Source organism: Bacteroides sp. f07, from assembly GCF_042854785.1.
Lineage (GTDB): Bacteria > Bacteroidota > Bacteroidia > Bacteroidales > Bacteroidaceae > Bacteroides.
The window spans coordinates 760,498-784,974 of the sequence record NZ_BAABXI010000001.1; the positions used below are offsets into that span (position 1 = coordinate 760,498).

At 39.8% G+C, this 24,477-nt stretch carries 23 protein-coding genes and 2 pseudogenes; 17 read left to right on the forward strand and 8 right to left on the reverse strand.

The annotated features are described in order from the left end of the window. Positions 1–194: 194 nt before the first annotated feature. The 5 genes from ACGHVY_RS03150 to ACGHVY_RS03170 all read right to left on the reverse strand — a co-directional run bounded on the left by ACGHVY_RS03150 (position 195) and on the right by ACGHVY_RS03170 (position 4,040). Complete coding sequence (locus ACGHVY_RS03150) at positions 195–1,211, reverse strand: anion permease (RefSeq protein ID WP_390597063.1); 1,017 nt, start codon at positions 1,209–1,211, stop codon at positions 195–197. Between the two features lie 15 nt (positions 1,212–1,226). Continuing rightward, on the reverse strand, positions 1,227–1,874 hold the full coding sequence (locus tag ACGHVY_RS03155) for a DUF47 domain-containing protein (RefSeq protein ID WP_390597065.1): 648 nt from the start codon (positions 1,872–1,874) through the stop codon (positions 1,227–1,229). A 78-nt stretch (positions 1,875–1,952) separates the two neighbouring features. Beyond that, entirely contained in the window at positions 1,953–2,588 is a 636-nt protein-coding gene (locus ACGHVY_RS03160; RefSeq protein ID WP_390597066.1) for a DedA family protein, read from the reverse strand. A gap of 95 nt (positions 2,589–2,683) precedes the next feature. After that, entirely contained in the window at positions 2,684–3,121 is a 438-nt protein-coding gene (locus ACGHVY_RS03165) for a hypothetical protein (RefSeq protein ID WP_390597067.1), read from the reverse strand. 97 nt (positions 3,122–3,218) lie between these two features. Then, positions 3,219–4,040, reverse strand: coding sequence for a GNAT family N-acetyltransferase (locus tag ACGHVY_RS03170; protein WP_390597068.1), 822 nt, complete (start codon positions 4,038–4,040; stop codon positions 3,219–3,221). Positions 4,041–4,208: 168 nt separating this feature from the next. Between ACGHVY_RS03170 and ACGHVY_RS03175 the strand changes: the two genes are divergently transcribed. From ACGHVY_RS03175 to ACGHVY_RS03215, 9 genes and pseudogenes are all read left to right on the forward strand, one after another. Continuing rightward, the gene (locus ACGHVY_RS03175) at positions 4,209–5,468 is read left to right on the forward strand and encodes a carboxypeptidase-like regulatory domain-containing protein (RefSeq protein WP_390597069.1); all 1,260 of its coding nucleotides are present in this window, start codon (positions 4,209–4,211) and stop codon (positions 5,466–5,468) included. Positions 5,469–5,524: 56 nt separating this feature from the next. Continuing rightward, positions 5,525–5,704, forward strand: a pseudogene (locus ACGHVY_RS03180) (RNA polymerase sigma-70 factor); the annotation flags it as partial. Further along, a pseudogene (locus ACGHVY_RS03185) lies at positions 5,680–6,127 on the forward strand (carboxypeptidase-like regulatory domain-containing protein); the annotation flags it as partial. The pseudogenes ACGHVY_RS03180 and ACGHVY_RS03185, both read left to right, overlap by 25 nt. 60 nt (positions 6,128–6,187) lie before the next feature. After that, positions 6,188–6,364, forward strand: a complete 177-nt coding sequence (locus ACGHVY_RS03190; protein ID WP_024988655.1) for a DUF4250 domain-containing protein — start codon at positions 6,188–6,190, stop codon at positions 6,362–6,364. Positions 6,365–6,565: 201 nt separating this feature from the next. Further along, complete coding sequence (locus tag ACGHVY_RS03195; RefSeq protein ID WP_308746744.1) at positions 6,566–7,105, forward strand: RNA polymerase sigma factor; 540 nt, start codon at positions 6,566–6,568, stop codon at positions 7,103–7,105. A gap of 4 nt (positions 7,106–7,109) precedes the next feature. Further along, positions 7,110–7,466 carry a hypothetical protein gene (locus ACGHVY_RS03200; protein ID WP_390597070.1) on the forward strand — a complete coding sequence of 119 codons (357 nt, stop codon included), beginning with the start codon at positions 7,110–7,112 and terminating at the stop codon, positions 7,464–7,466. 32 nt (positions 7,467–7,498) lie between these two features. Then, on the forward strand, positions 7,499–8,059 hold the full coding sequence (locus tag ACGHVY_RS03205; protein ID WP_390597071.1) for a hypothetical protein: 561 nt from the start codon (positions 7,499–7,501) through the stop codon (positions 8,057–8,059). Between the two features lie 53 nt (positions 8,060–8,112). Further along, the gene (locus ACGHVY_RS03210) at positions 8,113–10,857 is read left to right on the forward strand and encodes a TonB-dependent receptor (protein WP_390597072.1); all 2,745 of its coding nucleotides are present in this window, start codon (positions 8,113–8,115) and stop codon (positions 10,855–10,857) included. Positions 10,858–10,943: 86 nt separating this feature from the next. Beyond that, complete coding sequence (locus ACGHVY_RS03215; RefSeq protein ID WP_390597073.1) at positions 10,944–12,515, forward strand: ClC family H(+)/Cl(-) exchange transporter; 1,572 nt, start codon at positions 10,944–10,946, stop codon at positions 12,513–12,515. A gap of 67 nt (positions 12,516–12,582) precedes the next feature. On the opposite strand, the gene ACGHVY_RS03220 is transcribed toward ACGHVY_RS03215, so the two are convergent. Continuing rightward, entirely contained in the window at positions 12,583–12,942 is a 360-nt protein-coding gene (locus tag ACGHVY_RS03220; RefSeq protein ID WP_390597075.1) for an LruC domain-containing protein, read from the reverse strand. Positions 12,943–13,318: 376 nt separating this feature from the next. Here ACGHVY_RS03220 and ACGHVY_RS03225 point away from each other — a divergent pair, with 376 nt between their 5' ends. Further along, on the forward strand, positions 13,319–14,482 hold the full coding sequence (locus ACGHVY_RS03225; RefSeq protein WP_002561845.1) for an IS4 family transposase: 1,164 nt from the start codon (positions 13,319–13,321) through the stop codon (positions 14,480–14,482). Here the strand turns inward: ACGHVY_RS03225 and ACGHVY_RS03230 are convergent. Both ACGHVY_RS03230 and nfo read right to left on the reverse strand, forming a co-directional pair. Continuing rightward, positions 14,479–15,843: an LruC domain-containing protein gene (locus ACGHVY_RS03230; RefSeq protein WP_390597076.1), complete on the reverse strand. Its 1,365-nt coding sequence runs from the start codon at positions 15,841–15,843 to the stop codon at positions 14,479–14,481. The genes ACGHVY_RS03225 and ACGHVY_RS03230 overlap by 4 nt on opposite strands. Before the next feature lie 177 nt (positions 15,844–16,020). Beyond that, positions 16,021–16,854 (reverse strand): deoxyribonuclease IV, encoded by an 834-nt coding sequence (gene nfo, locus ACGHVY_RS03235; protein ID WP_308746750.1) that lies wholly within the window; start codon positions 16,852–16,854, stop codon positions 16,021–16,023. 897 nt (positions 16,855–17,751) lie between these two features. On the opposite strand from nfo, the gene ACGHVY_RS03240 reads away from it, so the two are divergent. From ACGHVY_RS03240 to ACGHVY_RS03270, 7 genes are read left to right on the forward strand one after another with little or no spacing between them, the layout of a single operon-like run. Beyond that, positions 17,752–18,252: a hypothetical protein gene (locus ACGHVY_RS03240; protein ID WP_390597078.1), complete on the forward strand. Its 501-nt coding sequence runs from the start codon at positions 17,752–17,754 to the stop codon at positions 18,250–18,252. Between the two features lie 24 nt (positions 18,253–18,276). Beyond that, positions 18,277–19,227, forward strand: a complete 951-nt coding sequence (locus ACGHVY_RS03245; protein WP_390597079.1) for a DUF6175 family protein — start codon at positions 18,277–18,279, stop codon at positions 19,225–19,227. 12 nt (positions 19,228–19,239) lie between these two features. Beyond that, the gene (locus ACGHVY_RS03250) at positions 19,240–20,160 is read left to right on the forward strand and encodes a hypothetical protein (protein WP_390597080.1); all 921 of its coding nucleotides are present in this window, start codon (positions 19,240–19,242) and stop codon (positions 20,158–20,160) included. A gap of 33 nt (positions 20,161–20,193) precedes the next feature. Then, positions 20,194–22,257, forward strand: coding sequence for a WG repeat-containing protein (locus tag ACGHVY_RS03255; RefSeq protein WP_390597081.1), 2,064 nt, complete (start codon positions 20,194–20,196; stop codon positions 22,255–22,257). A gap of 59 nt (positions 22,258–22,316) precedes the next feature. Beyond that, positions 22,317–23,534: a hypothetical protein gene (locus tag ACGHVY_RS03260; RefSeq protein ID WP_390597083.1), complete on the forward strand. Its 1,218-nt coding sequence runs from the start codon at positions 22,317–22,319 to the stop codon at positions 23,532–23,534. A 39-nt stretch (positions 23,535–23,573) separates the two neighbouring features. Continuing rightward, positions 23,574–24,122 carry a hypothetical protein gene (locus ACGHVY_RS03265; protein ID WP_390597084.1) on the forward strand — a complete coding sequence of 183 codons (549 nt, stop codon included), beginning with the start codon at positions 23,574–23,576 and terminating at the stop codon, positions 24,120–24,122. A 19-nt stretch (positions 24,123–24,141) separates the two neighbouring features. After that, positions 24,142–24,471, forward strand: coding sequence for a hypothetical protein (locus ACGHVY_RS03270; protein WP_390597086.1), 330 nt, complete (start codon positions 24,142–24,144; stop codon positions 24,469–24,471). Positions 24,472–24,477: the final 6 nt, after the last annotated feature.

A 24,477-nucleotide genomic window follows, 5' to 3' on the forward strand; every position in this document is an offset into this window, starting at 1 on the left:
ATATAATAAGTTGTTTTATAATTTGGATTTATTATGTATCTGCATGGTTTTCTTGTTGTTGTTCGGGTATGACAACCCGATATCATTTACAAAGGTAAATGATAAAACTGAAGAAACCGTTAAAAATTACCGTTTTCTTTTGATATTTATATGTTTATATCAAGTTTTTCTATAATTATTTTTCGAGTAGTCTTTTATAGAAACAAAGAAACAATAAAATAAATTCCCGCTGCTAAAAGCCCGCTGACCGGAATCGTGAGAATCCACGCAATCATCAAATTTTTTGTTACTCCCCAACGGACAGCGGAGAGACGCTTTGTTGCACCTACTCCAATGATTGCTCCCGTAATGGTATGTGTGGTGCTGACAGGGATTTTCAGCATTTCTGTGATGTAGAGAGTAAAAGCCCCTGCTGTTTCGGCAATCACTCCTTCCAATGGAGTGACTTTGGTGATTTTTGTCCCCATCGTTTTTACTATCTTCCAGCCACCGGACATTGTTCCGAATGAGATGGCGGTAAAACAGGAGAAGGCAACCCAGTCAGGAAGGTCATTGATACTGTTTATGCCCATGCCCAGCCCCATTGAATGGGCGGCTATCATGGCAGCGGCAATGATACCCATTACTTTTTGAGAGTCGTTCAGACCATGTCCTACACTGAAAAGGGCAGAGGATACAAGTTGTAATTTCTTGAACCATTGCTCGGCTGTATGAGGATGTGCGCGTCGGCAGATATAAAGAACGAATAATGTGAATCCGAATGCTATGACCATGCCGATAAAGGGAGCTAGAAAAATGAAAGCTGCAATTTTCAAGATAATATTAAGCTGGATAGCTTCAAATCCGTTAGCCATGATGGCAGCTCCGGCAAATCCGCCAATAAGAGTATGCGAGGAGGAAGAGGGAATACCTTTCCACCAGGTAACCAAGTTCCAGGTAATAGCCGCAATAATTCCTGCCAGTATAATCGGCAAAGTAATATACTGCTCTACTACGGTCTTTGATACCGTGTTCGCAATGCCGAAACCGCCTATAATATATTTAGCGATGAAAAATGCGACGAAGTTGAAAAATGCTGCCCATAAGACAGCTTGGAAGGGAGTAAGTACCCTGGTGGATACGATTGTAGCGATTGAATTTGCTGCATCGTGAAAGCCGTTGATATAGTCGAATATCAGAGCCAAGATAATAATAGTCACTAATAATTCCATGTGTTCCGGTTTCTTTTATGCGTATTTTACAATCAGGCTTTTTAAAATTTTGCCTACATGTTCTGCTGCGTCAGTAGTCTTTTCTAGCTCATGCATGATTTCTTTAATCTTGATAAGTTCGATACAGTCTTTTTCTTCCTCAAAGAGCTTGGTGATAAAGAACTCATATACATCATCCGCTTGATTTTCGATCTCATGCAGTTTGGAACAATATTCCCGAAGTAGAGTTGGTTTTTTGCGGAATGTTTCAAGTTCATCCATGGCTTTGCAGATATATATGGCTTCTTCCTGAATCAGTCGGCTCAATTCTTTGCCGCTGTCGGAAATGGGACGAGGGTTATAAATAGAGATTCGTTTGGCACAACTGTTTATTCCGTCGATAACATCATCCATGCAGGAAGCTAGGTCGTGGATATCTTCACGGTCGAAAGGAGTGATGAACGTAGTTCCTAATTCGTCAAAAATCAAATGTGTCAGTCTGTCTCCTTTCCGTTCGAGGTCTTTTATCTTTTTGTAATAGTCCGCGCGTTCTGCCGGTTGGTCATGTTGCAGACTTTCTACTAAAACAGCAGATGAGGCAGAAAGTACTTCTGACAATTGTTTCAGTAATGGGAAAAACTTCGGTTCCTTTGGAGTGAACCGGCTAAAAAAGGAATTTTTCATAAGTGTAAAAACTTTAAATTGTTTTTTCTACTCTATATCTATTAGTAACAAATGAATACAGATTATAGTTTGGTCTGATTAAGATTTCAGTTTGGCGCGTAGTACCTCAATTATGGCAGGTAGTATGGATATAAAGATAATAGCCACAATCAGCAGTTTCAGATTTTCCTGCACAAACGGAAGGTCGCCGAATAAATACCCTGCATAGCAAAATATAGATACCCAAATAGCACCGCCAACTAGATTATATACCATGAAATAGTAATAATTCATTTTTCCCATTCCTGCTACGAAAGGGGTAAATGTACGTACTATGGGGATAAAGCGTGCCAGGATAATGGTTTTGCCACCGTATTTTTTGTAAAACTCATGTGTTTTTTCCAGATGACTTTGCTTGAATATCTTGGATTTTGGATTATTGAATAGCTTTCGACCGAAGAAATGCCCGATCATATAATTACATGAATCGCCTAATACGGCAGCGACAAATAATATGATGACAAGTATATGTATGTTGATAGGCATATCTGGTAACGCAGAGATAGCTCCTGCAACAAAGAGTAAAGAATCCCCCGGCAGAAAAGGAGTGACCACTAATCCCGTTTCACAAAAGATTATAATGAATAAGATTGCATAAGCCCATGCGTGATAATCACGCACAATCATGACCATATATTGGTCGATATGGAGTATAAAATCCAGTAAAAAGTCCATTTTATATACTTTGGTTGTTATTAAAAGGAAAACTGAAAACAAAAAGTAAGACATAGAAAAGAGGAGTCTCTATGTCGGAAAAGTATATAAAATCGCTAAATGAGTATGTGCCCTAATGTATAGATGTGATATCTATCAGAATATTTGATAAAATTAGTGTAATATGAGAAACCTATCCATTGATTCTTGGGAAGTTGAATCTTTAAAGAACTTAATATCCGGATAGTGCCGGAAGGGATATTGAACCTGAGTAACTTGGAAGGAGAAAAATGGCGGAAAGAGAATGGATTTAAGACACCGTCACTGTCATTATAGTTTTGTTTTCCTGTATTTCCTTTTGCTTTGATGAGTTTTTTCTCTTTTCCGAGTTGTTTTATACTAGCCTTGGCTTTGGAATAATATGAATTGGTGCAAGTTCGTATGCCGGTGCTACCGGCTTCTAACCGATATGTTTCCTGTTCTTCGTCGGAAATCATATGGAATCCCCAACTAAGAAACATACCTAATAATATACAGAATATGTACTTCATCATAACGGTCGCAAATGTAGAAACTATTTTTATATGAAATACATATTCACAAGCATAATTAACAATTATATCCGCGGCCCTTGGCAGTTATTCTTTGCAGCTATGTTAATTTCTGTTGTTTACAGTGAATACAGTAGTCATGATGCACTGTTCGCAGTTTTCCACACTTAGGGCAGGTATATTTATGATTTTGCCCTATTAAGAAGCTTTCTTCTCCCTTTTCTTTTATGAAAGTAAGATTCACAATCATACTCATGTTATATTTGATTCGGTATCTGGCATCTAGTGCTTTTAATCGTTTGCAAGGGAAAGTAGTACATTCAAAACAATAATACTTTTTCTTATCGCATGAAAGAATGATACAGTTTTGGCAACTTTTCCGAATTTCTCCTGCCTGGCTTCTACAACCGGGGCAAGGCTTTTTCGCATCTTGAAAAGCATGACATAATGCGCAGTCCATTCCACAAGGCGCAATAGAACTGATTCTGGCTTTCCTTTTCAATATCATCGGCGTATAAGTTATCCCGTTAGTACATTGCTTCTCATTGGTCCTTTCAAATCCCAGGCTTTGATAAAAGCGGATGGCGTATGTGGATGAATTTACAGTCATTTCATCTACCGGACAATCATTGATAGCGAAACAGAATAATTGCTTGCCGATACCTTTACATTGGTGTTCTTTTCGGATAAAGAATAAAGAAAGATGTTTTCCTTCATGCTTTGTCCCCATGATACCGACCAGGTGCTTATCTTCAAAAGCCCCATAGATAGCCAGTTCATTCATCAGTTGCTCACTAAAGATAAAACTTTTGAAAGAGATGAGTCCTTCTTCATTGAAGTCATCTGCTCCACATTGTATATAGACATCCAGGGCTAATGCTGCTGCCTGTTCGTATTCAGTCTTGTCTAATTTGTGTATCATGGCGATAATTCTTATCGTTAATTTGCCGGGAATTTACTATTAATTCCCGGATATTGTATTGGAATCCGATTTCTTTTTCTTTTTTTTGTAAAAACCGTAGGGTATTTCCTGTCTGAGCGCTCTTATTAGTAGAAACGCAATTTATTTACCTTTTAAAAAAGCATCAGTATGAAGAATGTAGAAAAACACCTGGTTGGATGGCTGACGATTTGTTTGTTACTTTGCAGCTTTCCTGTGTGGGCGCAAGGAGATGCCGGAGATTATCTCACGATTGTGGGCATGGTGAAGGATAAGCAAAATAAAAAAGCTCTGGAGAATGTGAATGTATCTGTACACGGAAGTAACATCGGTACGGTGACAAATGCGGAAGGAGAGTTTGCTTTGAAACTCAAAAAGACGGATGCACCGAGTGAACTGGAAATTTCTCATATCGGCTATGCCAATAGCCACGTCTCTATCGAGAAAGAGGCTCCTGCAAAATTGACAGTATGGATGACACCTCATGCCAACTTACTGAATGAAGTGGTAGTGTATGCCAACGACCCGCGTATGATTGTGGAGAAAGCTATCAGCAAGATTCCGCAGAATTACAGTGACAAACGTGATATGCTTACAGGATTTTACCGGGAAACGGTGCAGAAAGGCCGGCGATATATTGGTATATCGGAAGCAGTGCTTGACGTATCCAAGACTGCATATACCAATCGGAATATCAATTATGATAAAGTGCGGGTGATGAAAGGTCGTCGTCTGCTTAGTCAGAAAGCGAGTGATACGCTGGCTGTTAAAGTAGTTGGCGGACCTAATCTGAGTGTAACATTGGACGTGGTGAAAAACAGTGACGCATTGCTCGATTTTGCAGAATTGAACAATTATGAGTTTTGGATGGCAGAATCTGTTCTTATAGACAATCGCATGCAATACGTAATAAATTTCCGTCCGAAAGTGATTCTTATGTATGCTTTATTGTATGGCAAACTGTATATCGACCGTGAACGGCTGTCATTCACCCGTGTCGAAATGAGCTTGGATATGCAGAATAAGTCGAAGGCAACCACAGCCATTCTTTATAAGAAACCTCTTGGTTTAAGATTTAAGCCGCAGGAACTCTCTTATCTGATTACCTATAAAAACATAGACGGAAGAACTTACCTGAACTATATCCGTAACACGATTCGTTTTAAATGCGATTGGAAACGAAAACTCTTTTCCACAAGTTATGCAATAACTTCGGAAATGGTCGTGACCGACAGGAAAGAAGGCTCATTAGAAACTATACCCAACAAGGAAGCCTTCAGCCTGAACCAAATATTCTATGATAAAGTGGACGAATACTGGCATGAAGGTTTTTGGGGGAATTATAATATAATCGAACCTACGGAATCTTTGGAACACGCCGTGGATAAACTGAAAAAGCAATCTAACTAGAATAAAATAGGGATAGTTTTCTCATATTTGAGGTCAATCATAATGGAGAAGCACATATGCTGAATGAACTGCTCATACTAAAAAAGATAAAGGAAGGCGACATAAAAGCGTTTGAAGATCTCTTCCGCTGTTATTATTTCCCTCTTTGCTGTTATGCGGCAGGCATTACCGGACAAATGAAAGTGGCGGAAGAAATAGTCGAAGAACTCTTACCAGTGCTCTATTGCAGGCGCGTCTGGAAGTCCATCCGAAATATGTAAAAGATGCATCCGGCATGTTTGTAGAAAGAAGTACGCGTAATATCCGGATAATTCCGCAAAAAGTGGTATATACCATTTCTTATAAGCCCTGGCAGGGAACTTATTATATCCATCACATTCGTGGCGACCTTCATTTTAAGGTTAAACGGAGACGTATGCTCTTTAGTAGCCAAGACCTGCATATTTGGTTCGAGATGATTACTTGTAAAGTGGATACCGAACAAGTGACGGCATTTCCCCGCACACACGGACAGGTTGCCCACCCGTACCATCTTTTCTGATACGAACTTCAAATATGACGAAGATTTTTGGAAGGAATTCAATGTCATTCCGTTGGAGGCGGAAATCAGCAAACTGATAGAAAAAGTCTCTTTAAAGATAGAAGAAATAGGTGATTGATTTGTTTTGCCATTCGATGAGATTGCTGTAACTTTGCGTCCGGTTTAAAGATTGTATGTTATGGAATTACCCAAAGACCCGATGATGCTGTTCAGCGTCATCAATATGAAGTTGCGTGATTGTTATTCTTCACTTGACGAACTTTGTGAAGATATGGACGTAAATAAGGATGAATTAGTGAATCAGTTGAAAGCTGCCGGTTTTGAATATAGTGCGGAGCATAATAAGTTCTGGTAATAATCTTCCTGTTTACTGTTTATAGATAAAACATTTGAAGCACTGCCATAGCCTCTGTAAAGGCTTGGGCAGTGCTTTTTCCATCCAATCTGCAACCTTTCTTTTTCCTCTGCTCCTGTTAATAAAAGCAAAATACGAATTCCCGTATTTAACTTCCACATCCTTCTGCGTTCTAACTAATAAAGCTCAGAAAAAGAATTGATGATAAACGAGAATAAAATTCGTGAAGCTTGTTCCTCGAATCGCGAACGGGGATTCAAGATGCTGATGGACTCTTTCCAGGTGCCGATATATAATTATATCCGTAGATTGGTTGTATCTCACGAAGATGCCGAAGATGTACTTCAGGAAGTTTTTATCCGGGTATTCCGGCATATCGACCAGTTTCGCGAAGAAAGTTCACTGTCAACCTGGATTTACCGGATTGCGACGAATGAAAGTTTACGCCTGTTGAACAGCCGTAAGGACGAGGGAGTCGTTTCTGCGGAAGATGTACAGGAAGAGTTGATGGGCAAACTGAAAGCTTCCGATTACATTGATTATGAAAACGAACTGGCAGTGAAGTTTCAGGAAGCCATTCTAAGTTTGCCGGAAAAGCAACGGCTTGTATTCAACTTGCGTTACTACGATGAACTTGAATATGACGAGATTGCACGTGTATTGGATAGTAAAGTGGATACGCTTAAAGTGAATTACCACTATGCGAAAGAAAAGATAAAGGAATATATATTAAACAGATAGAACGATGAAAAAGGATTTTGATTTTGACGATATTGGTAAACGGACACCTTACACTACTCCCGACGGATTCTTCGAGGATATGCAGCGCAAGGTAATGGAACGTGCGGGAGTGAAACAACAGCGGAAATTTCACATGAAGCTGGTTATTTCTACAGCAGTTGCCATAGCAGCCATGTTGACAGGGCTTTTATTCGTTCCGTCTTTCTATCGGACGGATGATATCAAACCGTCCCCGTCGAATGTACTGGCTGTTGAAAGAAGCAACAGTACCGACCCGGTAGACAAATGGATTAAAGAATTGTCGGATGAGGAGTTGGAAGAGCTCGTCAGCTTCTCTGAAAACGATATATTTTTGAATTAACTAACTCAATCAATTATTAAAACGTGAAGATTATGAAGATGAAATTTATTTATGTAGTTTTGGCAGCCCTTTTGGTAGGTAGCCAGATGAGTCTTTCCGCTCAAAATAAGGACAATAAAGAAAAGAAACAACGTCCTACACAGGAACAAATGGTACAGATGCAAACCAATCAGATGGTTAAGACACTGATGTTGGATGATGCAACGGCCGCTAAGTTTACTCCGGTTTATGAGAAATATCTGAAAGAATTGCGCGAATGTCGCATGGTGAACCGCAAGCCGAGAGCTGAAAAGCCGCAGGGTACGGAAACGACTGCTAAAAAAGAAGGGCAAAGACCCTCTATGACTGATGCTGAAATAGCAACAATGCTGAAAAATCAGTTTGCACAAAGCCGTAAGATGCTTGATATCCGTGAAAAGTATTACAATGAATTCAGCAAGATACTGTCTCAGAAGCAGATAATGAAAATTTATCAGCAGGAGAAAAGTAATGCGAATAAGTTCAAAAAAGAGTTTGACCGCAGAAAAGGACAGAAGTCCGGACAAGGACACCATCATCAGGGACAAAAACCTCGTGCTCCGCGTCAAAGTTAAGAACAGGGATTAGGTTATTTTATTAGAGTTTTATTTTACTAAATCAACACAATTTGAACATAGGCAGTCATAAGTATTCTTTTCAGTATCGTTTGATTAGTTGTTATGTCTTCTTACTGATTAGTTTGGCTGTTTATGCACAGTCCGGTGGAGAGCGTTTTGCCGGACGTGTTGTTGACTCGGAAACCTATGAGCCGGTACCGTTTGCTACGGTCCGGCTTTTGGCTTTACCGGACAGTGCAATGTTGGCGGGCGGGGCAACCGATGCACTGGGAAAATTCCAGTTAGCCGCCACTGCTCCTAAGAATAAGGCTTTGCTACTTCATATCTCTTTTATCGGATACACTCCGGTTTATCGCGCTGTCTCACCTGCGGCAACCAGCAATAAGAATACCTTAGGAGATATTCCTTTAAGCTCAGAAACAATCGCTTTGGATGAAACAGTTGTGGTAGGTCAGGCGCCTATGGCTGTGACCGAAGGAGATACAACCGTTTTTAATGCGTCTGCTTATCGCACTCCCGAAGGTTCGATGCTGGAAGATTTAGTGAAACAACTTCCCGGCGGAGAGATAGATGCGGATGGAAAATTGCTGATTCATGGAAAAGAAGTGAAGAAGATACTGGTGGACGGAAAAGAATTCTTTTCCGACGACCCGAAAGCGGCGCTCAAGAATCTTCCTGTAGAAATGATAGAGAAGCTGAAAGCATACGAACGTCAATCTGACTTGGCGCGTCTTACAGGTATTGACGACGGGGAAGAAGAAATGATTCTCGACCTGTCCGTAAAGAAGAATATGAAGCGCGGTTGGATGGAGAACTTTATGGGCGGATATGGAAGTAAAGACCGTTACGAACTAGCCAATACCTTGAACCGTTTTCGGGACAACTCCCAACTGACAATTATCGGAAACCTGAACAATACGAATAATCAAGGCTTTTCCGAGATGCAGAGAGAATCCGCCAGTTCCAGCGGTAATCTGCGTACGCAAAAAGGACTGACCACTTCCCGTTCTCTGGGAGTGAATGCCACTTATGACTGGCAGCGGGTCAAGTTCCGGTCGAACATTCAATATGTAGGAACCGATCGTCTGGAAGATAGCCGTACAACGGTTGATAATTTCCTTCGTCAGGACAAGTCCATCACTCAGAGTACCGGGCGCAACCGACTGAAAAATGACAATCTGATAGCGAATGCTTTTCTGGAATGGAAAATGGACTCCGTAACTACATTGATTTTCCGTCCCCAGTATCGTACGGCAGTCAACGACAGAAGTAATGAAGGATTCCAGCAAGGGTGGGGGAATGATGTCCTGCTCAATGAAAAAGAATCATCTGGAACAAACCATAACTCTTCCTATAATATGACAATGATGCTGCAACTCAGCCGTAAACTCAGCCGGATGGGGAGAAACGTTGCATTGAAAGTAGATTATGGCACCAATGCTTCTTCAATGGACAGAAAGAATCTTTCTACTACACACTATTTTAAGAATAACACGGAAAAAGTTCAGAACCAAAAGATAGAAGACGAAGTGGACGGCTACAACTACCGCTTGCAATTGGTCTATGTAGAGCCGCTGCCCTGGTTGCACTTTCTACAATTCCGTTATAGCTATCAATACCGTGTGAACAACTCCGATCATTTTGTCTACAACTGGGATAAGGAACTGGAAGAATTTACTCCCGACTATGACGAAGAAGCAAGCAACCAATTTGAGAATCAGTACAGCAACCATCTGTTTAACCTTGCCATCCGTACTTCCCGAAAAAAGTACAATTATAATATCGGTGCCGACTTCGAACCTCAAAAATCCGTAAGCCATTCCATCTTGAAGAATGACCCGGAAAACCAGTTGAAAAGAACCGTCTTTAATTTCTCGCCTACTGTCAATTTCCGTTATAAGTTCTCCAAACGTACCCGTTTGCAGATTGTATATCGAGGGAAGAGCCGTCAGCCTAATATACGTGACCTTCAACCGGTAACCGACCGTACCAACCCATTAAATATCCGTGTGGGTAATCCTTCTTTGAAGCCTTCTTATACCAACACGTTTACGCTGAATTTTAATTCCTATAATATGAAACATCAACGGAATATGGTCGCTACCGCACTGGTCGAAAATACCATCAACAGTGTTACCAATCAAGTGACCTATGACAGCGAAACCGGTGTGCGAACCACTACTCCGCTCAATCTGAACGGCAACTGGCGGGCTTTGGGCTCTTTTTCTCTTAATACTCCTTTCAAAAACCGTAGCTGGATATTCCGCACCTATTCATATCTGCAATATAGAAACCAGAACGGATACAGCACCATCAACAAGGAAGCCCCTGTAAAAAGCACAGTGAAACATCTTACAGCCCGTCAACGCCTGCAATTGACATACCGCACGAAACAAATGGAAATCAGTGCCCGTGCAGAATTGCTTTACAACAATTCCCATAACAATGTGACAGAGACACGGACGGAAACTTACGATTACCGCTTTGGTACGGAAATGCAATATTACTTCCCATGGGGGATAGAACTATTCAGCGATCTCATCTATTTTCAACGTTCCGGCTATGGATACAGTGGCTATGCCCGTGAGAATTTTATGTGGAACTGCCAGTTGTCGAAAGCCTTCCTGAAACGGAAACAATTGCTGCTCCGTTTCAAGATATATGATATTCTTCATCAGGATGTCTCAATGATACGTACGATTACTGCCACTGCCATTCGTGATACTGATTACAACGCGTTGGGTTCCTATTTCATGGTACACGCTATTCTTCGTCTGAATATGATGGGGCGCTGATTAAAAATTAAAATTCCGTTTGTCTGAAACCACAGCAGGGTTTTGATTGTTGTTGTCGTACGTAAAAGCAATGAAAACCTTGCCGAATGTTTGATTATGTCAATAAATTGAAGGATAAGGGCCGTTGGCGAATCTTTAAACTGAAGTTGATTGATGCGCGGCTTTACTTTGTCAGTATCTTCGTGGGACTGCTGACCGGGCTTGTTGCCGTGCCTTATCATTATTTATTACAGTTTTTCTTCAATCTTCGTCATGATTTCTTTGATGCCCACTTGAAGTGGTATTGGTACATTCCTCTTTTCCTGTTGATGTGGGGGATTCTTATCTTCGTCTCCTGGATGGTAAAGAAAATGCCTCTCATTACGGGTGGAGGGATTCCACAAACGCGTGGAGTCATTAACGGACGGGTTGATTATAAACATCCTTTTCTTGAATTGATTGCCAAGTTTGTAGGTGGAATACTTGCATTAAGTACCGGATTATCTTTGGGGCGTGAAGGGCCTTCCGTACAGATAGGCTCGTATGTGGGATATTTGGTATCCAAATGGGGGCGAGTGCTTAGCGGCGAACGGAAACAATTATTGGCCGCCGGTGCCGGTGCGGGGTTAGCGGCTGCTTTTGCTGCGCCGTTGGCTTCTTCACTGTTGGTTATCGAATCCATCGAACGCTTCGATGCGCCTAAAACAGCTATTACTACGCTTTTGGCAGGGGTGGTCGCCGGTGGGGTAGCCAGTTGGATTTTTCCCATGAATCCTTATTTTCATATAGATGCCATTGTGCCGGAAATGACTTTCTGGGGGCAGGTGAAACTGTTTCTTCTATTGGCTGCCGTAGTTTCCATTTTCGGAAAGTTCTTTTCTATCACTACCCTTCAAGTCAAGCGTATTTATCCTGCTATTAAACATCCGGAATATGTGAAGATGCTCTATCTTCTTTTTATAGCCTTCCTTATCTCTATGGCAGAATTCAATCTGACCGGTGGGGGAGAGCAATTCCTGCTTTCGCAAGCCATACATCCGGATACACATATTCTCTGGATTGTCGGTATGATGCTATTGCACTTGGTCTTTAGCATATTCTCTTTTTCTTCGGGTTTGCCGGGAGGAAATTTTATACCTACATTGGTGACGGGAGGATTACTCGGACAAATCGTAGCATTGATTATGGTACAACAGGGGCTTATCGCTCACGAGAATATCACTTATATCATGTTGATTTGTATGTCCGCCTTTCTTGTTGCAGTAGTCCGTACTCCATTAACGGCTATCGTGCTGATAACCGAGATAACGGGACATTTAGAAGTTTTCTATCCTTCTATCGTAGTGGGAGGATTAACTTATTACTTCACGGAAATGCTTCAAATAAAACCTCTCAATGTGACTTTATACGAGGACATGATTCATTCGCCCGCATTCAAGGAGGAAGCGCGCTACACATTATCGGTTGAAGTCATGAGCGGCTCTTATCTGGACGGAAAGATTGTAGACGAACTTCGTCTGCCGGAGCGTTGCATGATTATTAATGTTCACCGTGACCGGAAAGACTGGACTCCTAAAGGACAGAAACTAATGCCCGGCGACCAGGTACAGATAGAAATGGATTCGCAAGATATAGAAAAACTGTATGAGCCTTTGGTCAGTATGGCGAATATTTATTAAGTATCTGGTATATATAAAAATAGCCGGATATACACTTCCGGCTATTTTTATATACGAATGTGGCTGGCTATTTCTTGTACCAATCCTTATTTGTATTATTATTCTTTGCCCAGCCTATGAATTTCGGATAAAGTTCACTAATGGAAATTCCTTCATTTTCTTTTGTCAGAAGCTTATCCACATCACTCAGGTTGGCACCTTGCAAGAAAAATGCAAATGGATAGATTTTATCTTTATCGGATACGTAGTAAATGCCTTTAGCCGGATCCGAACGATCATCTCCTGTATTGAAATATGTCATATCAGCTTTGGCTGTTGGCGCCTGCATCGGAATATGTATTTCTAAGCGGGTTCCATTGTTGCTAGGGCGGAAAATAAAAGCATCTAATGAGGTTTCAGACGTTTTCTGCCCTTTTCTTATATTCAATAGTTACCTTGTACTGCGTTTTCGAGTTTTCTTTTACTTTCTCCGTCAGTATGACAACATTGTTTTCGTGTACGAAGTTGGTTACCTTAAACTTTGTGTCATTACTTGTCTTGGCAGAGTCTGTCATATTCTGATAGTTACCTAAATCTTTTAAGCTAAATGCCAGACCGTTGTTCAACATTGCCTGCCAATCGGATGTGTGAGGTTCTAAAGTGAATGATTCCTTTAGAATTTCATTATAAATATTGAATCATTACTGTCCCGTAAAAGTGGATAAATAGTTCTTTGAAATAATTGAAATATAGTCTATTAGATACTACTTTTTAGGCGCGACGATTTGAAATCATACCTTTGAGGTCAATTAAGGTGACCTCAAATGAACCAAGATAAATATGTTTTCGCTCAGTTAGTAGAATTCTTGAACAATGATAAGTTCAGAAGACTTGTAGACAAGTATGATGGCAATCGTTATGTGAAACATTTCACTTGCTGGAGTCAGTTACTTGCAATGATGTTCGGTCAACTCAGTAATCGTGAAAGTCTTCGTGACTTGATTGTAGCTTTGGAAGCACATCAAGGAAAGCGTTATCATTTGGGATTAGGTCGTGAGCCCATTGCCAAAACTACGCTTGCATCTGCCAATCAGAATCGGGATTACAGAATCTTCGAAGATTTTGCTTTCTATATGATGAAGGAAGCATGTGAAAAACGATCGACTCACATCTTGGATATTCCAGGAAGGAAGTATGCGTTTGATTCCACTACGATTCCTTTATGTTTGGCTACATTCCCTTGGGCGAAGTTCCGTAAGAAAAAAGGTGGAGTTAAGGCTCATGTCCTTTATGACATAGAAGCACAACTTCCAGCCTTTTATACAGTAACTACAGCATCCAGGCATGATTCAACAGAAATGTCCGCAATTAATTATGAGCCAAATGCTTATTATATATTTGACAGAGCGTATGACTCGTTTAAAGAACTTTATCGGATTCATCTTACAGGTTCTTTCTTTGTAGTCAGAGCGAAGTCTAATCTGAAATGCAAGTTCTGTAAATGGAAGCGTAGAATGCCGAAGAATATCCTTTCAGATGCGGAAGTGAAACTGATAGGGTACACTTCTGAAAAGAAGTATCCTGAATCATTCAGAGTCATCCGTTTCTATGATGAAGAGGATGATCGTGAATTCACATTCCTGACGAATGCCAAACACATATCTGCACTTGATGTTGCCAATCTTTATAAGAAAAGATGGTTCGTGGAACTTTTCTTCAAATGGCTGAAACAACACCTTAAGATAAAAAGGTTCTGGGGTACTACCGAGAATGCGGTTCGAATACAGATTAGTGTTGCTATCATCACCTATTGTTTAGTAGCTATTGTCCAATATGATATGCAACTGAATCGTTCAACTTATGAGGTCTTGCAGATTCTTAGCATCTCATTAACAGATAAAACGCCTTTACAAGAGCTGTTTAATAAGACTAATTTCAATGATGTCAAAGAACAATTTAATCCCCTTATTCCGGGATTATTTGATTAATTAATAACTCGTCCCGATTTTAACGGGACACTAGTGATATTGAATGTTTTTTCATAGGTATAAAGTACAACTACATCATTCATGTCGTAATCATAGGCTTTAGGCCAATAATCTTCGAATGAATACACACCTGTCTTTTTGATGGTGGTATTTGATTCCGGATCTACAGTCGGAACATTCGTGATTTTCGGATTTGCTTTTAGGGCAAACAGGACATCTGTGAAATTCTGGTCGTCTTTGTAATCCTCAAAAGTAATGGCAATGTTGCCTTTGCTATCTTTGAACATAGCAGTACGAACATTTCCGATACCTTCTGTTGAACAAGCATAATAAGGAAAATCGAATTTGAAAGCTGAGAAGTACCTATTCCAAGCATTTGTAGCGAGGACAAAGCCGATTTTATAACCTTTCGGGAAGTACTCTGTTCCTTTCGGGTAATCTTTATCGAAGTATTTCAACTGCACGGATTCTCCCTCGTTAATACCTCTTGGGTATGAATACACTCCATATCCGTTATTCCAACTGGTTTGAGTATTGGGGAATATTGTATATATAGTTACATCATTTAAATTAGTTGGAACCTTGTCAGCTCTATAGTAATAGTATCCCAATGAGCTATTCCAACAAGTCCATCCGGACAATGCAGTTAATGCTACAGCAGTTTGGTCTTTTTCAATATATAAATCAGCTCCTGTACGGTATGCTTGCGGACAGACAAAACTAGTAGAATTTTTCAAAACACTATTTATGGTAGTCTTGAGCTCTTTCATCTCTGATTTGCTTAATTTTAAGTCACCATTATATAGGTAGCCTATTTTCCCTGTTTCTGCATCAAAAGTGCCTAGAGCATTATTCCATCCTAATGATGTAAATCGGTTGGCATTATATTGGGTATTTTTTTTGCCCTGTGGCTCTGAAGCCCTTGTTCTGGTTTGTTCGTCAGTTTCGGAAAACTTCAATATTCCATTCTCTACTTTACCTTCTATTACAGGTTTTGTTGCAAATGGCGATGTGGAGACAATATACACTTCTGATACATATGCAGGAAGAGACATTTTACCGTTATACTTGCCTTCTTCATCTGTCCAAGCACCATCCAGCGGCTCGATGTTTTCGTCAATGGTTATAGTGTTGGATTCAGTTTCCTGTGGTTTTACCGGATTCTTGTCATATATATAAAAAGGTACGTGCGAATCGGCGTTCGAATAATCTGCTTCTACTTGTACTACTTGTTTTGTAGAGAAATCTGATAGATTTGTTTCTTTTCCCGGAGCTTCCTGGTATAAGTCTTTATCACTGTCTACACAACCGCTTATACCCACTGCGATGACCATTGTGCATGCTAACCAAAACTTTTTCATATATATTGTTTTTTGTTTATGCGATTATTAAAATGTTTGTTTTGCAATAAAAATACCCGTAAGTACTTTGAAGTCCAAAGGTTTACGGGTACAAAAATACATATAATTATCAATATTATAACATAAAGTTGAGGATTTTTTCGCAAATGTGTTGCATAACTTGTATTTCTCGGTCTTTTACTCGATGCTTCTTAGCCAGGCAATCTCTTCCGCCCACTTGCTTTCATCCGGAGTTTCGAGTATTATCGGCATATTGTTAAATCTTGGATCTTTCATTAATCTTTCAAAAAAGGCTCTTCCAATCAGTCCCTCACCAATACTGTCATGGCGGTCGACATGGCTTCCCAGTGCTTTCTTTGAATCATTCAGATGTATGCCACGTAGATAATTGAATCCCACTTCCTTATCGAACTCGTCGAATACCTTATCATAATCGTTCACTATATCGTAACCTGCTGTATATGTATGGCAAGTATCAAGGCAGATGCCCACCCGGCTTTTGTCATCCACCCGGTCAATAATATATTTTAGTTGCCAGAATTCACTTCCCAGATTACTACCTTGCCCGGCAGTGTTCTCAATAACGGCTGTGACTCCTTTAGTCTTTTCCAAAGCGATATTGATACTTTCTGCGATAAGTGCCAGGCAATCTTCTATCGATATTTTATTGAGGGAGCTGCCGGGATGAAAATTTAAAAGTTTCAAGCCGAGTTGTTCGCAACGTTGCATCTCGTCCAGAAAGGCGGCACGGCTTTTTGCCAATCCTTCTTCCTCCGGGTGTCCCAAATTAATAAGGTAACTGTCGTGAGGTAGGATATACTCCGGCTGAAAACCGAACTTCTCACAATTCTCTTTGAAAAGACTGATATTTTTTTCTGTCAACGGTTTGCTTACCCATTGGCGCTGGTTCTTTGTGAATAGTGCAAAAGCGTTTGCTCCTATTTCGTGCGCATTGACGGGGGCGGATTCTACACCGCCGGATGCGCTTACGTGTGCTCCGATATATTTCATCTGTTGTTCTTTTTTTGATTCTTAGTCTGCAAATATAACATATTTATATGAACTAATGTTTGAATGAGTCATTGAAGTAGGATATTTAAAATCACTTTTTACTTTCCACAAGTTTCACGGACTCGTAAGTTGTGGTATGACAGATGTTTACTGTGATTAAAAGTCCTCCTTTTTATCTTTCACATTCTTCACACTGTTCACACTCATAAAGAAGCTCCGAAAACCAAAGCTTAGGTGTTCCGTGATATAGGAGGACATAAGAAAACGAATATGACTGAATACCGGATTGAAATAGTCAGCATGATATTGGCCGAATGCAGTTGACCATCTGGCCGACAGTAGTTGTCCATGTAGCCAACTGCATTTGGCCAAGTAGCCGACTGGAGTTGGCTATTAATAAAACTACATTTGAACGTTTTCCATCTTAGTGCATTTATTACTCGTTGGAGGTTATTATTGGGGATATTTATATATATAATAGGTGTTGTGGAAAGGATAGATAAGAGAAAAGAAGTAAGATATTTAAAATAAAGTTTGCCTGTCTTAATTTAACTCTCTATATTTGCAGCATCCAGCTAGCCCCAGAGGGGGCGGCGGGGATTTTTTTAGAAAAAAGGCGTTTACCAAACATATCTTTCAGTCTCGAATCTCGCAAATTCCAAGTCTGTAAGGGGATATGGCAACGGAGAACGTCCACTATAGGTGTGATTAAACATTATGCTATGCATTGTGTTCTGTATATCTCATCTAGGCGTGGGCTAGCTGCGTTGCTTATCCTTACAGACGGGCAATGCGAGAGCCTGAGACTGAGATAAGCAACAGTACAGACTCCCATGCCTTTTTTTTATTTATTGCCCAATCCGGGGAGGCTATAAGCAGACAAAACAAAAAGCGGGAATGAAACGACGTAATTACTTGATAGTTATTGCTCTGTGCCTCTTTTTCATTAAGTCTATATCAATGTACGGGCAGAATGTGAAGCAGAACATTGATAGGAGGTATGACATCATTTGTGAAGGAAATGGAGTAGAAGGTACTTACCTTGTAAAAGTTTGGGTGTATGCAAACAAACTTAATCTGAAGCCGGAGACACTCCGGAAGTATGCTGTTCATGGAATTATATTTAAGGGGGTGACTGGCAGCACAAAGTGTAACGGTCAGAAGCCATTCGCCAAAAGCTTATCTGCTGAGGAAGAAAACAAGGAATATTTTGATGAGTTTTTCGAAAAGAAAAATGCCTATTTGAATTTTGCCACGATTGTAGAAGGCACGTTTGAACGTGTCAAAGTTACAAAGCGGCAATATAAAATAGGTGCCGTGATTTCTGTGGCAAAAGATCAGTTGCGCAAACAATTGGAAGCTGATAATATAATCAGAGGATTGTCTTCGGGCTTTTAAAATGTAACTATAAACTATCAGCATATGAAACGGATATATTATGTTTTTACCTTACTTTTCTTTTCACTGAACTTATTGGGGCAAGCAAAGAAACCAGAATTAATGGTTGTGCCCAGTTTACCTTGGTGTAATGAGAAGGGATATGTGTTTGAAAGAACGACAGAACTGGGAAGTGAAACGCTTCCTGACTATAAGAGAGCGTTGGCGCAGGATAAGGATTTGATGAATGTCATTTCTAAGATTGGTATTTTGATGGCTGACAAAGGTTTTCCTTTGAAAGACCTTTCCGCTTCTATAAAAAATATGGAAATGATAAATGCACGTAATGCCATGACTTTGAGTAAGAATTCGGGTGCCGTATTGACGGAGACGGCACTTGATATTTTGAAACGGACTGCTAAGTGTGACATCATTCTGGAAGTTGACTGGAGCGTGAATGTGTTGGGGCCGAAGAAATCGGTAACCTATAATTTGCGCGGGATAGATGCTTACACCAATATGCAGGTTGCAGGTGCGCAAGGAACAGGTCAACCCTCTTTTTCGGCCGAGATACCTGTATTGGTCGAAGAAGCCATTCTTGTCAATATGGATAATTTTACTTCACAGTTGCAGGGGCATTTCGATAATTTGTTTGAAAATGGTAGAGAGGTCTCTATTGATATAAATGTGTTCGATACGGGAGCAGGAGTTGATTTGGAAACCGAGTACGGTGAAAATGAGTTGATTGATGTGATTGAAGAATGGCTGGAGAAGCATTGTGTAAAAGGACGGTTCTTGAAAACAGAAGGCTCGGAGAATTTTGCCATGTTCAATCAGGTTCGAATTCCAATGGTAAATGAAAATGGTAAGGCGATAGATACGGAAGATTTTGTGAAGGAATTGAGGAAGATGTTGCGCAAACCACCATATAATCTCACTTGTAAGGTGATTCCTCACGGGTTGGGAAGATGTCAATTGATTATAGGTGATAAATAAAAAAGAAGAAGCATGAAAAGATTTATAGGTATATTAATCGTATCGCTGATGTTTTTTAAAGGAATGTCTGCGCAAGAATGTGATACTCCTATTACTGTAGTGATGCCGGAGCATATTGAAGAATTGGACGAGGCACAAAAGAATTATTTGAGCTCTAAACTGGAACAACTGGTTGTTTCGCAAGGAATTACTTCTGACTTCTTTTATACTCAGTTTGTTTTGACTGCTGATGTGGCAGGTATGCAGAAGGAGATTGTACCAACTATTCCGGCCAGTGTTACTTGTCAGTATGATGTCATTGTCAAGTTGGTTGATAGGGCGGGGATGAAAACTATGGCAATTCGGACTGTAAATGTAAGGGGTGCGGGTAACTCAGAAGCGAAGGCTATGCAGAATGCATTGAGACTCATCAATTTCCAAAATAAAAATCTGATTGATTTTATAAAAGGGGCAAAGAGTAAGATTCTGGCGTATTACAATGAACACGCAACGCAAATTGTGGCTAAGGCTCATCGGTTGGCTAATCTTGACAAACATGAAGAAGCATTCAATCTGCTGGCATCTGTTCCCGAATGTTGTGATAAATATGATGAAGTGACACGTGAAATTATATCCATTTATCCGAAAGCACGGGATAAAGTCGGTGAAAAATTTCTGAAGGAAGCACGCAGAATATGGACTGTCGACCAAACCGGAGTCGCTGCAGAGGAGGCTTGTTATTGGTTGTCGTTGATTGACCCGAAGTCTTCGGCTTATGCTGGTGGCGAAAAGCTATATGCGGAAATTAAAGATAGGGTGAAAGTAGAAGTACAGCATGAGATGAAGGTTTATGACGATAACGTTGACTTGATAAAAGAACAAATAAATGCTGCTAAGGAAATAGGAATGGCCTATGGAAAAGGAAGGCAGACGGAGATAAATGTGATAAAATAAAAAGGAGATTATGAACTAAATATTTGTGACAAAATGAAGAATCGTATATTGATTAGTTTGATTGCTTTCATCATTATAGGTGGAATGGGTACTTTATTTGCTCAAGATTTAACTCTACAACGTGATAAAAAAGGTAGAGTTGGTCTTGTTGATATAAAAGGTAAATTTGTTGTGAAGCCTAAATATGATGAAATCGGGGATTTTGAAGGAGGATTGGCAAAAGTGCGCATTAAAGATAAATACGGATTTATCAATGAAAAGGGAGATGTTGTGCTTAAAGTACAATATTCGGTGATAGAGGATTTTGTGGATGGCGTGGCCAAAATCTGTGTCGGAGCTAAATATAATAAAAAAACAGAGGATTTGGAAGGTGGTAAATGGGGATATGTGAAAGATAATGGTGAAATACTTATAAAACCGATGTATGATGATGTAGAGTATTTTAATAAATTCAATATCGCTAAAACGAAGAAAGGAAAAGTGTACGGTTGGGTTTCAAGGTATGGAAAAGAGTTGATTAAACCGGAATATACTGAAGTAGGTGAATTGATTGATGGCATGGCACGTGTCTGCAAAGGTGGAAAAATCGGTAAAAGCGGACAGTTGGAAAATGGCAAATGGGGATTTGTCGATGATGGTGGCCGTATCGTCATCAAGGTAAAATACCGTTCTGCCGGAGAATTCAGTGAAGGAGTGGCATGGGTTGGAACAGGACCTACGCAATATAGTTATATAAATAAACAGGGAATGGTGATTAGTGAGAATTCTACTACAAATAAAAATGCTCATAACGGAATTATTATTCAGCAGAAACTATTGAAGAAGAAAGAAAGTAAAACCGGAAAAAGAGGATTATTTTTCGGAATCTTGGATACGAGAGGGATGGTGCTGGAAGACTTCGTTTATAGCGCTATTGCTATGAATCAATATAACTGGTCGTCTGCTTTGGATATGAGTACTGATAAAACTTACTATTTGCATAATGAAAATGGTAAGATTACTAAACTGGAAGCTGGAAGTTTGGACTTTAATTTTAACAATGAGATTGAGAGGTATACAATTGGAGATAAATCCGGCTATGTACGACGGGATGGAAAGGTTATGATAGAACCTAAGTATGTGATATTGGGGGATTATACTGATTATACCATTGCTTCGGAAAATGGCTCCGGTTTTGGGTATGTGTCTAAAACCGGTGATGTATTGATTCCTTTCGATTATGCTAAAACATCTGCTTTTAATGGTGGATATGCTTCTGTTTGCAAAAATAATAAATGGTATGTTATTGATGGAAAGAATAATATTGCCCTTACTACTGACATGGATTATTTGGGCATCTATTCTGAGGGGATGCTTCCTGCGGTGAAAGGCGGTAAAGCCGGGTTTATCTCATTGGACGGGAAAGAAGTCATATCTTTTAATTATGAAATGGTGTCGTCAATGCATAATGGAAAATTCAACTATAAGGAAAACGGAAAGTGGGGTATTAAAAATGTCAGAGAAAAAGTCTTGTTGGCTCCTGTCTATGAGATTATCTCAAACTTTTATGATGAGTTTGGGAATAAGCTAGTGGCTGATGGCGGGAAATTCGGATTACTCAATTCAGAAGAAAAAGAAATATTATCTCCTACTTTCGATTTTATTCAATTGGATGGTCGGCACAGTGTTTATGTGGTTTCTCAAAAGATTAATCAAGATAATTGCAAGAAGGCGGCTGGCATTATGAAAGAACATATTATGAATGAGGCTCAAAAAGGGCTGATTGATTCCAACTTCTTTGCCAATCTTGGGGTAGATGCTGATAAAATAAGGGAAAAAACGATGAAGAAAATGGAAAAAGAGAAGGCTTTTGCTCCTGAAAAGTTTATTGGTGAATCGCTTTGGGGAGCTGTATCAACGAAAGGACAAGTTGTTGTGGAACCTTTTTGCCCGGTCTCTCCCTTATTTGCCTATCAAGTTGCTATCGGACAGTTTGGACAAAAAAGGGTATCTGCTGACGATATTGAATATCTGATGAAGCATCCGGAATATTATATTGTAAATTATAATCGGTTTAAAGTTAGTGAAGTTATTCCTGAGGAGTTGTGGAATTTTTGAGTGAAATGAAAAAGCAGTAATAAGAAGTTTAATTTATCAATATAAAGAATTAGTAGGTTATGAAAAAAAATATATTCATCGTAAGTTGCCTCATGATGCTGGTTAGCTCTACAATAGGAGCGCAAGAGAAAAATGATGAACAGGCTGCTCAATATAGGCGGAGCTCTATTTATTCGATGCTCGTACGGCATACTGAAAAGAAGTTTGGTAATGAGATTATGGAAGAGTATCTGAAATTGCCTGTCCCGGATAAATATGATAATCATAATTTGAACGTGCGTCTGGTAGAAACGACGAACGATAAAGAGCAAGAAGAAGAGATTACCCGTTTCCTTGAGCAAAATCAGGTTGCTAAAAGACTGGTCGCTAAATGGTTTGAACGGGATAAAGAAACCGGGATATGTAATATGAGACTTATTTCGGAGAGGGGACAATATAATGCGACAGAACTGGACGTGCGCTTGGCACATAAAACGGCCAGGGGACTGGCTGCTCTTTCAGATGCTGGCGAAGAATTAATAGCTAATACGTTTATCATGGTGAATGATATCCGTTATATAGATAAAGAGAATACTTCGAAAGCGTTTGGTGTAGGAATACGCTTATTAGGTAGTGTTGCCACTATTGCTACAGGAGTAAACTTTACAGATATGAGCGACAATGCTGCTGCTTTGGCGGAAAGCATCAAGGGATTTAAGGTAATAGTGAATTCTTATCTTTATAAATTGGAATGGAGTGATGATGTTGCCAATAAATTCTATGCTGAATATTATTTAAACGGTCCTGATAAAGTGATAGCGGAAAAATTTCTGAAAGATAATGGAACTTTCAGACTAAAATTTATAGGGAAGCAGTCTGTGCGTTCCAATAAAACGACTATGTCTAGTAATTATGAGCCGGGCGATATGATTAGGAAAGTGGTATGCCGTGCTTTGGACGAGTCGGTATTAGGTCTTCAGCGTAATTTTGATGTTTTTAAAGTTAAGACTCCTCTTTATGGTATAAGCGGGAAAGAAATCTATGCTCAGGTAGGATTGAAAGAAGGAGTTACTCAGGAGTCAAAGTATGAAGTACTAGAGAAAAACTTGGATGAACAGACAGGAAAGACAGTTTATAAAAGGATAGGAGTGATAAAACCTGTGTCTGGTAAAATCTGTGATAACCGGTATATGGCTGCAGAAGATCACACTCTCAATTCAAAACTGAAGTATACTACTTTTAAAAAGATCAGTGGTGGCGATTTTTTTGAAGGGATGTTAATCAGGGAAATCAAATAGCATTGAACTAACATTAGTATTTACTTAATTTAATTATTTATGAAAAAGAATCAAAAGCTTAGAAACGGCTTACAAGGCTGGTTCAAAAGGAATGTAAAATTGTTTTGCATCGCATTGGCTTTATTCCCTTCGTTGTGCCATGCAATTGATTGGACGCCTAAATATGCAGGAGGAATGCATATCGGTTATGGAACAAGTTCGACCGTGAACAGTATGAAGACTTATTCAGCCCGTGCCATGCTGGGTATGATGCACGGTATCATGTGGGGGGATTATCTTCAGACATCACTCGGGGTAGATGCTCATATGCTGACGCATTATTATAAAGGTCAGGGCTTGCGTTTTGCCATGACGGGGTATGTCGATTTGCGGGGCTTCTATCCTGTGACCTCTGACTTTTCACCATTCGTGGATTTGGCATTGGGTGCAGGACACTCGCTGAAACCGTCTGGTGGCAAAACTTCTTTCTATTGCGAATTCGGACCGGGAATAAAGTACAAAAAGTTCACTCTTAGTTGCGGCTTGCAGAAGTTCGGGAACGATAAAGGTTCTTCTCATTTTTATGTAAAGACAGGTTTTTATTTCTAATATTTAAAGGATTATATTTATGAAAAAGAAAAATAACAACGACGAACTAATTTCCAGAAGACAGTTCTTTAAGAAAGCGGCAGGACTTGTACTTCCGGCAATAGCATTGACTGCATTACCAAGTATTCTCACTTCGTGTGAAATTGATGAACCGCCTTTGGATGAAATCGGAGGTGGCTGCTCTGATTGTAGTGGTAAATGTAAGGATACTTGCAGCGGACAGTGTACGAGAACTTGTGCGACTACATGCAAAGGAAAAGCACTTACTATTCCTTCCAGTTGTAACCATAGTTGCAAAGGAGAATGCTATTCCAGTTGTACGGGTACATGCAAGAATTCAAGTAAATGATAGTTG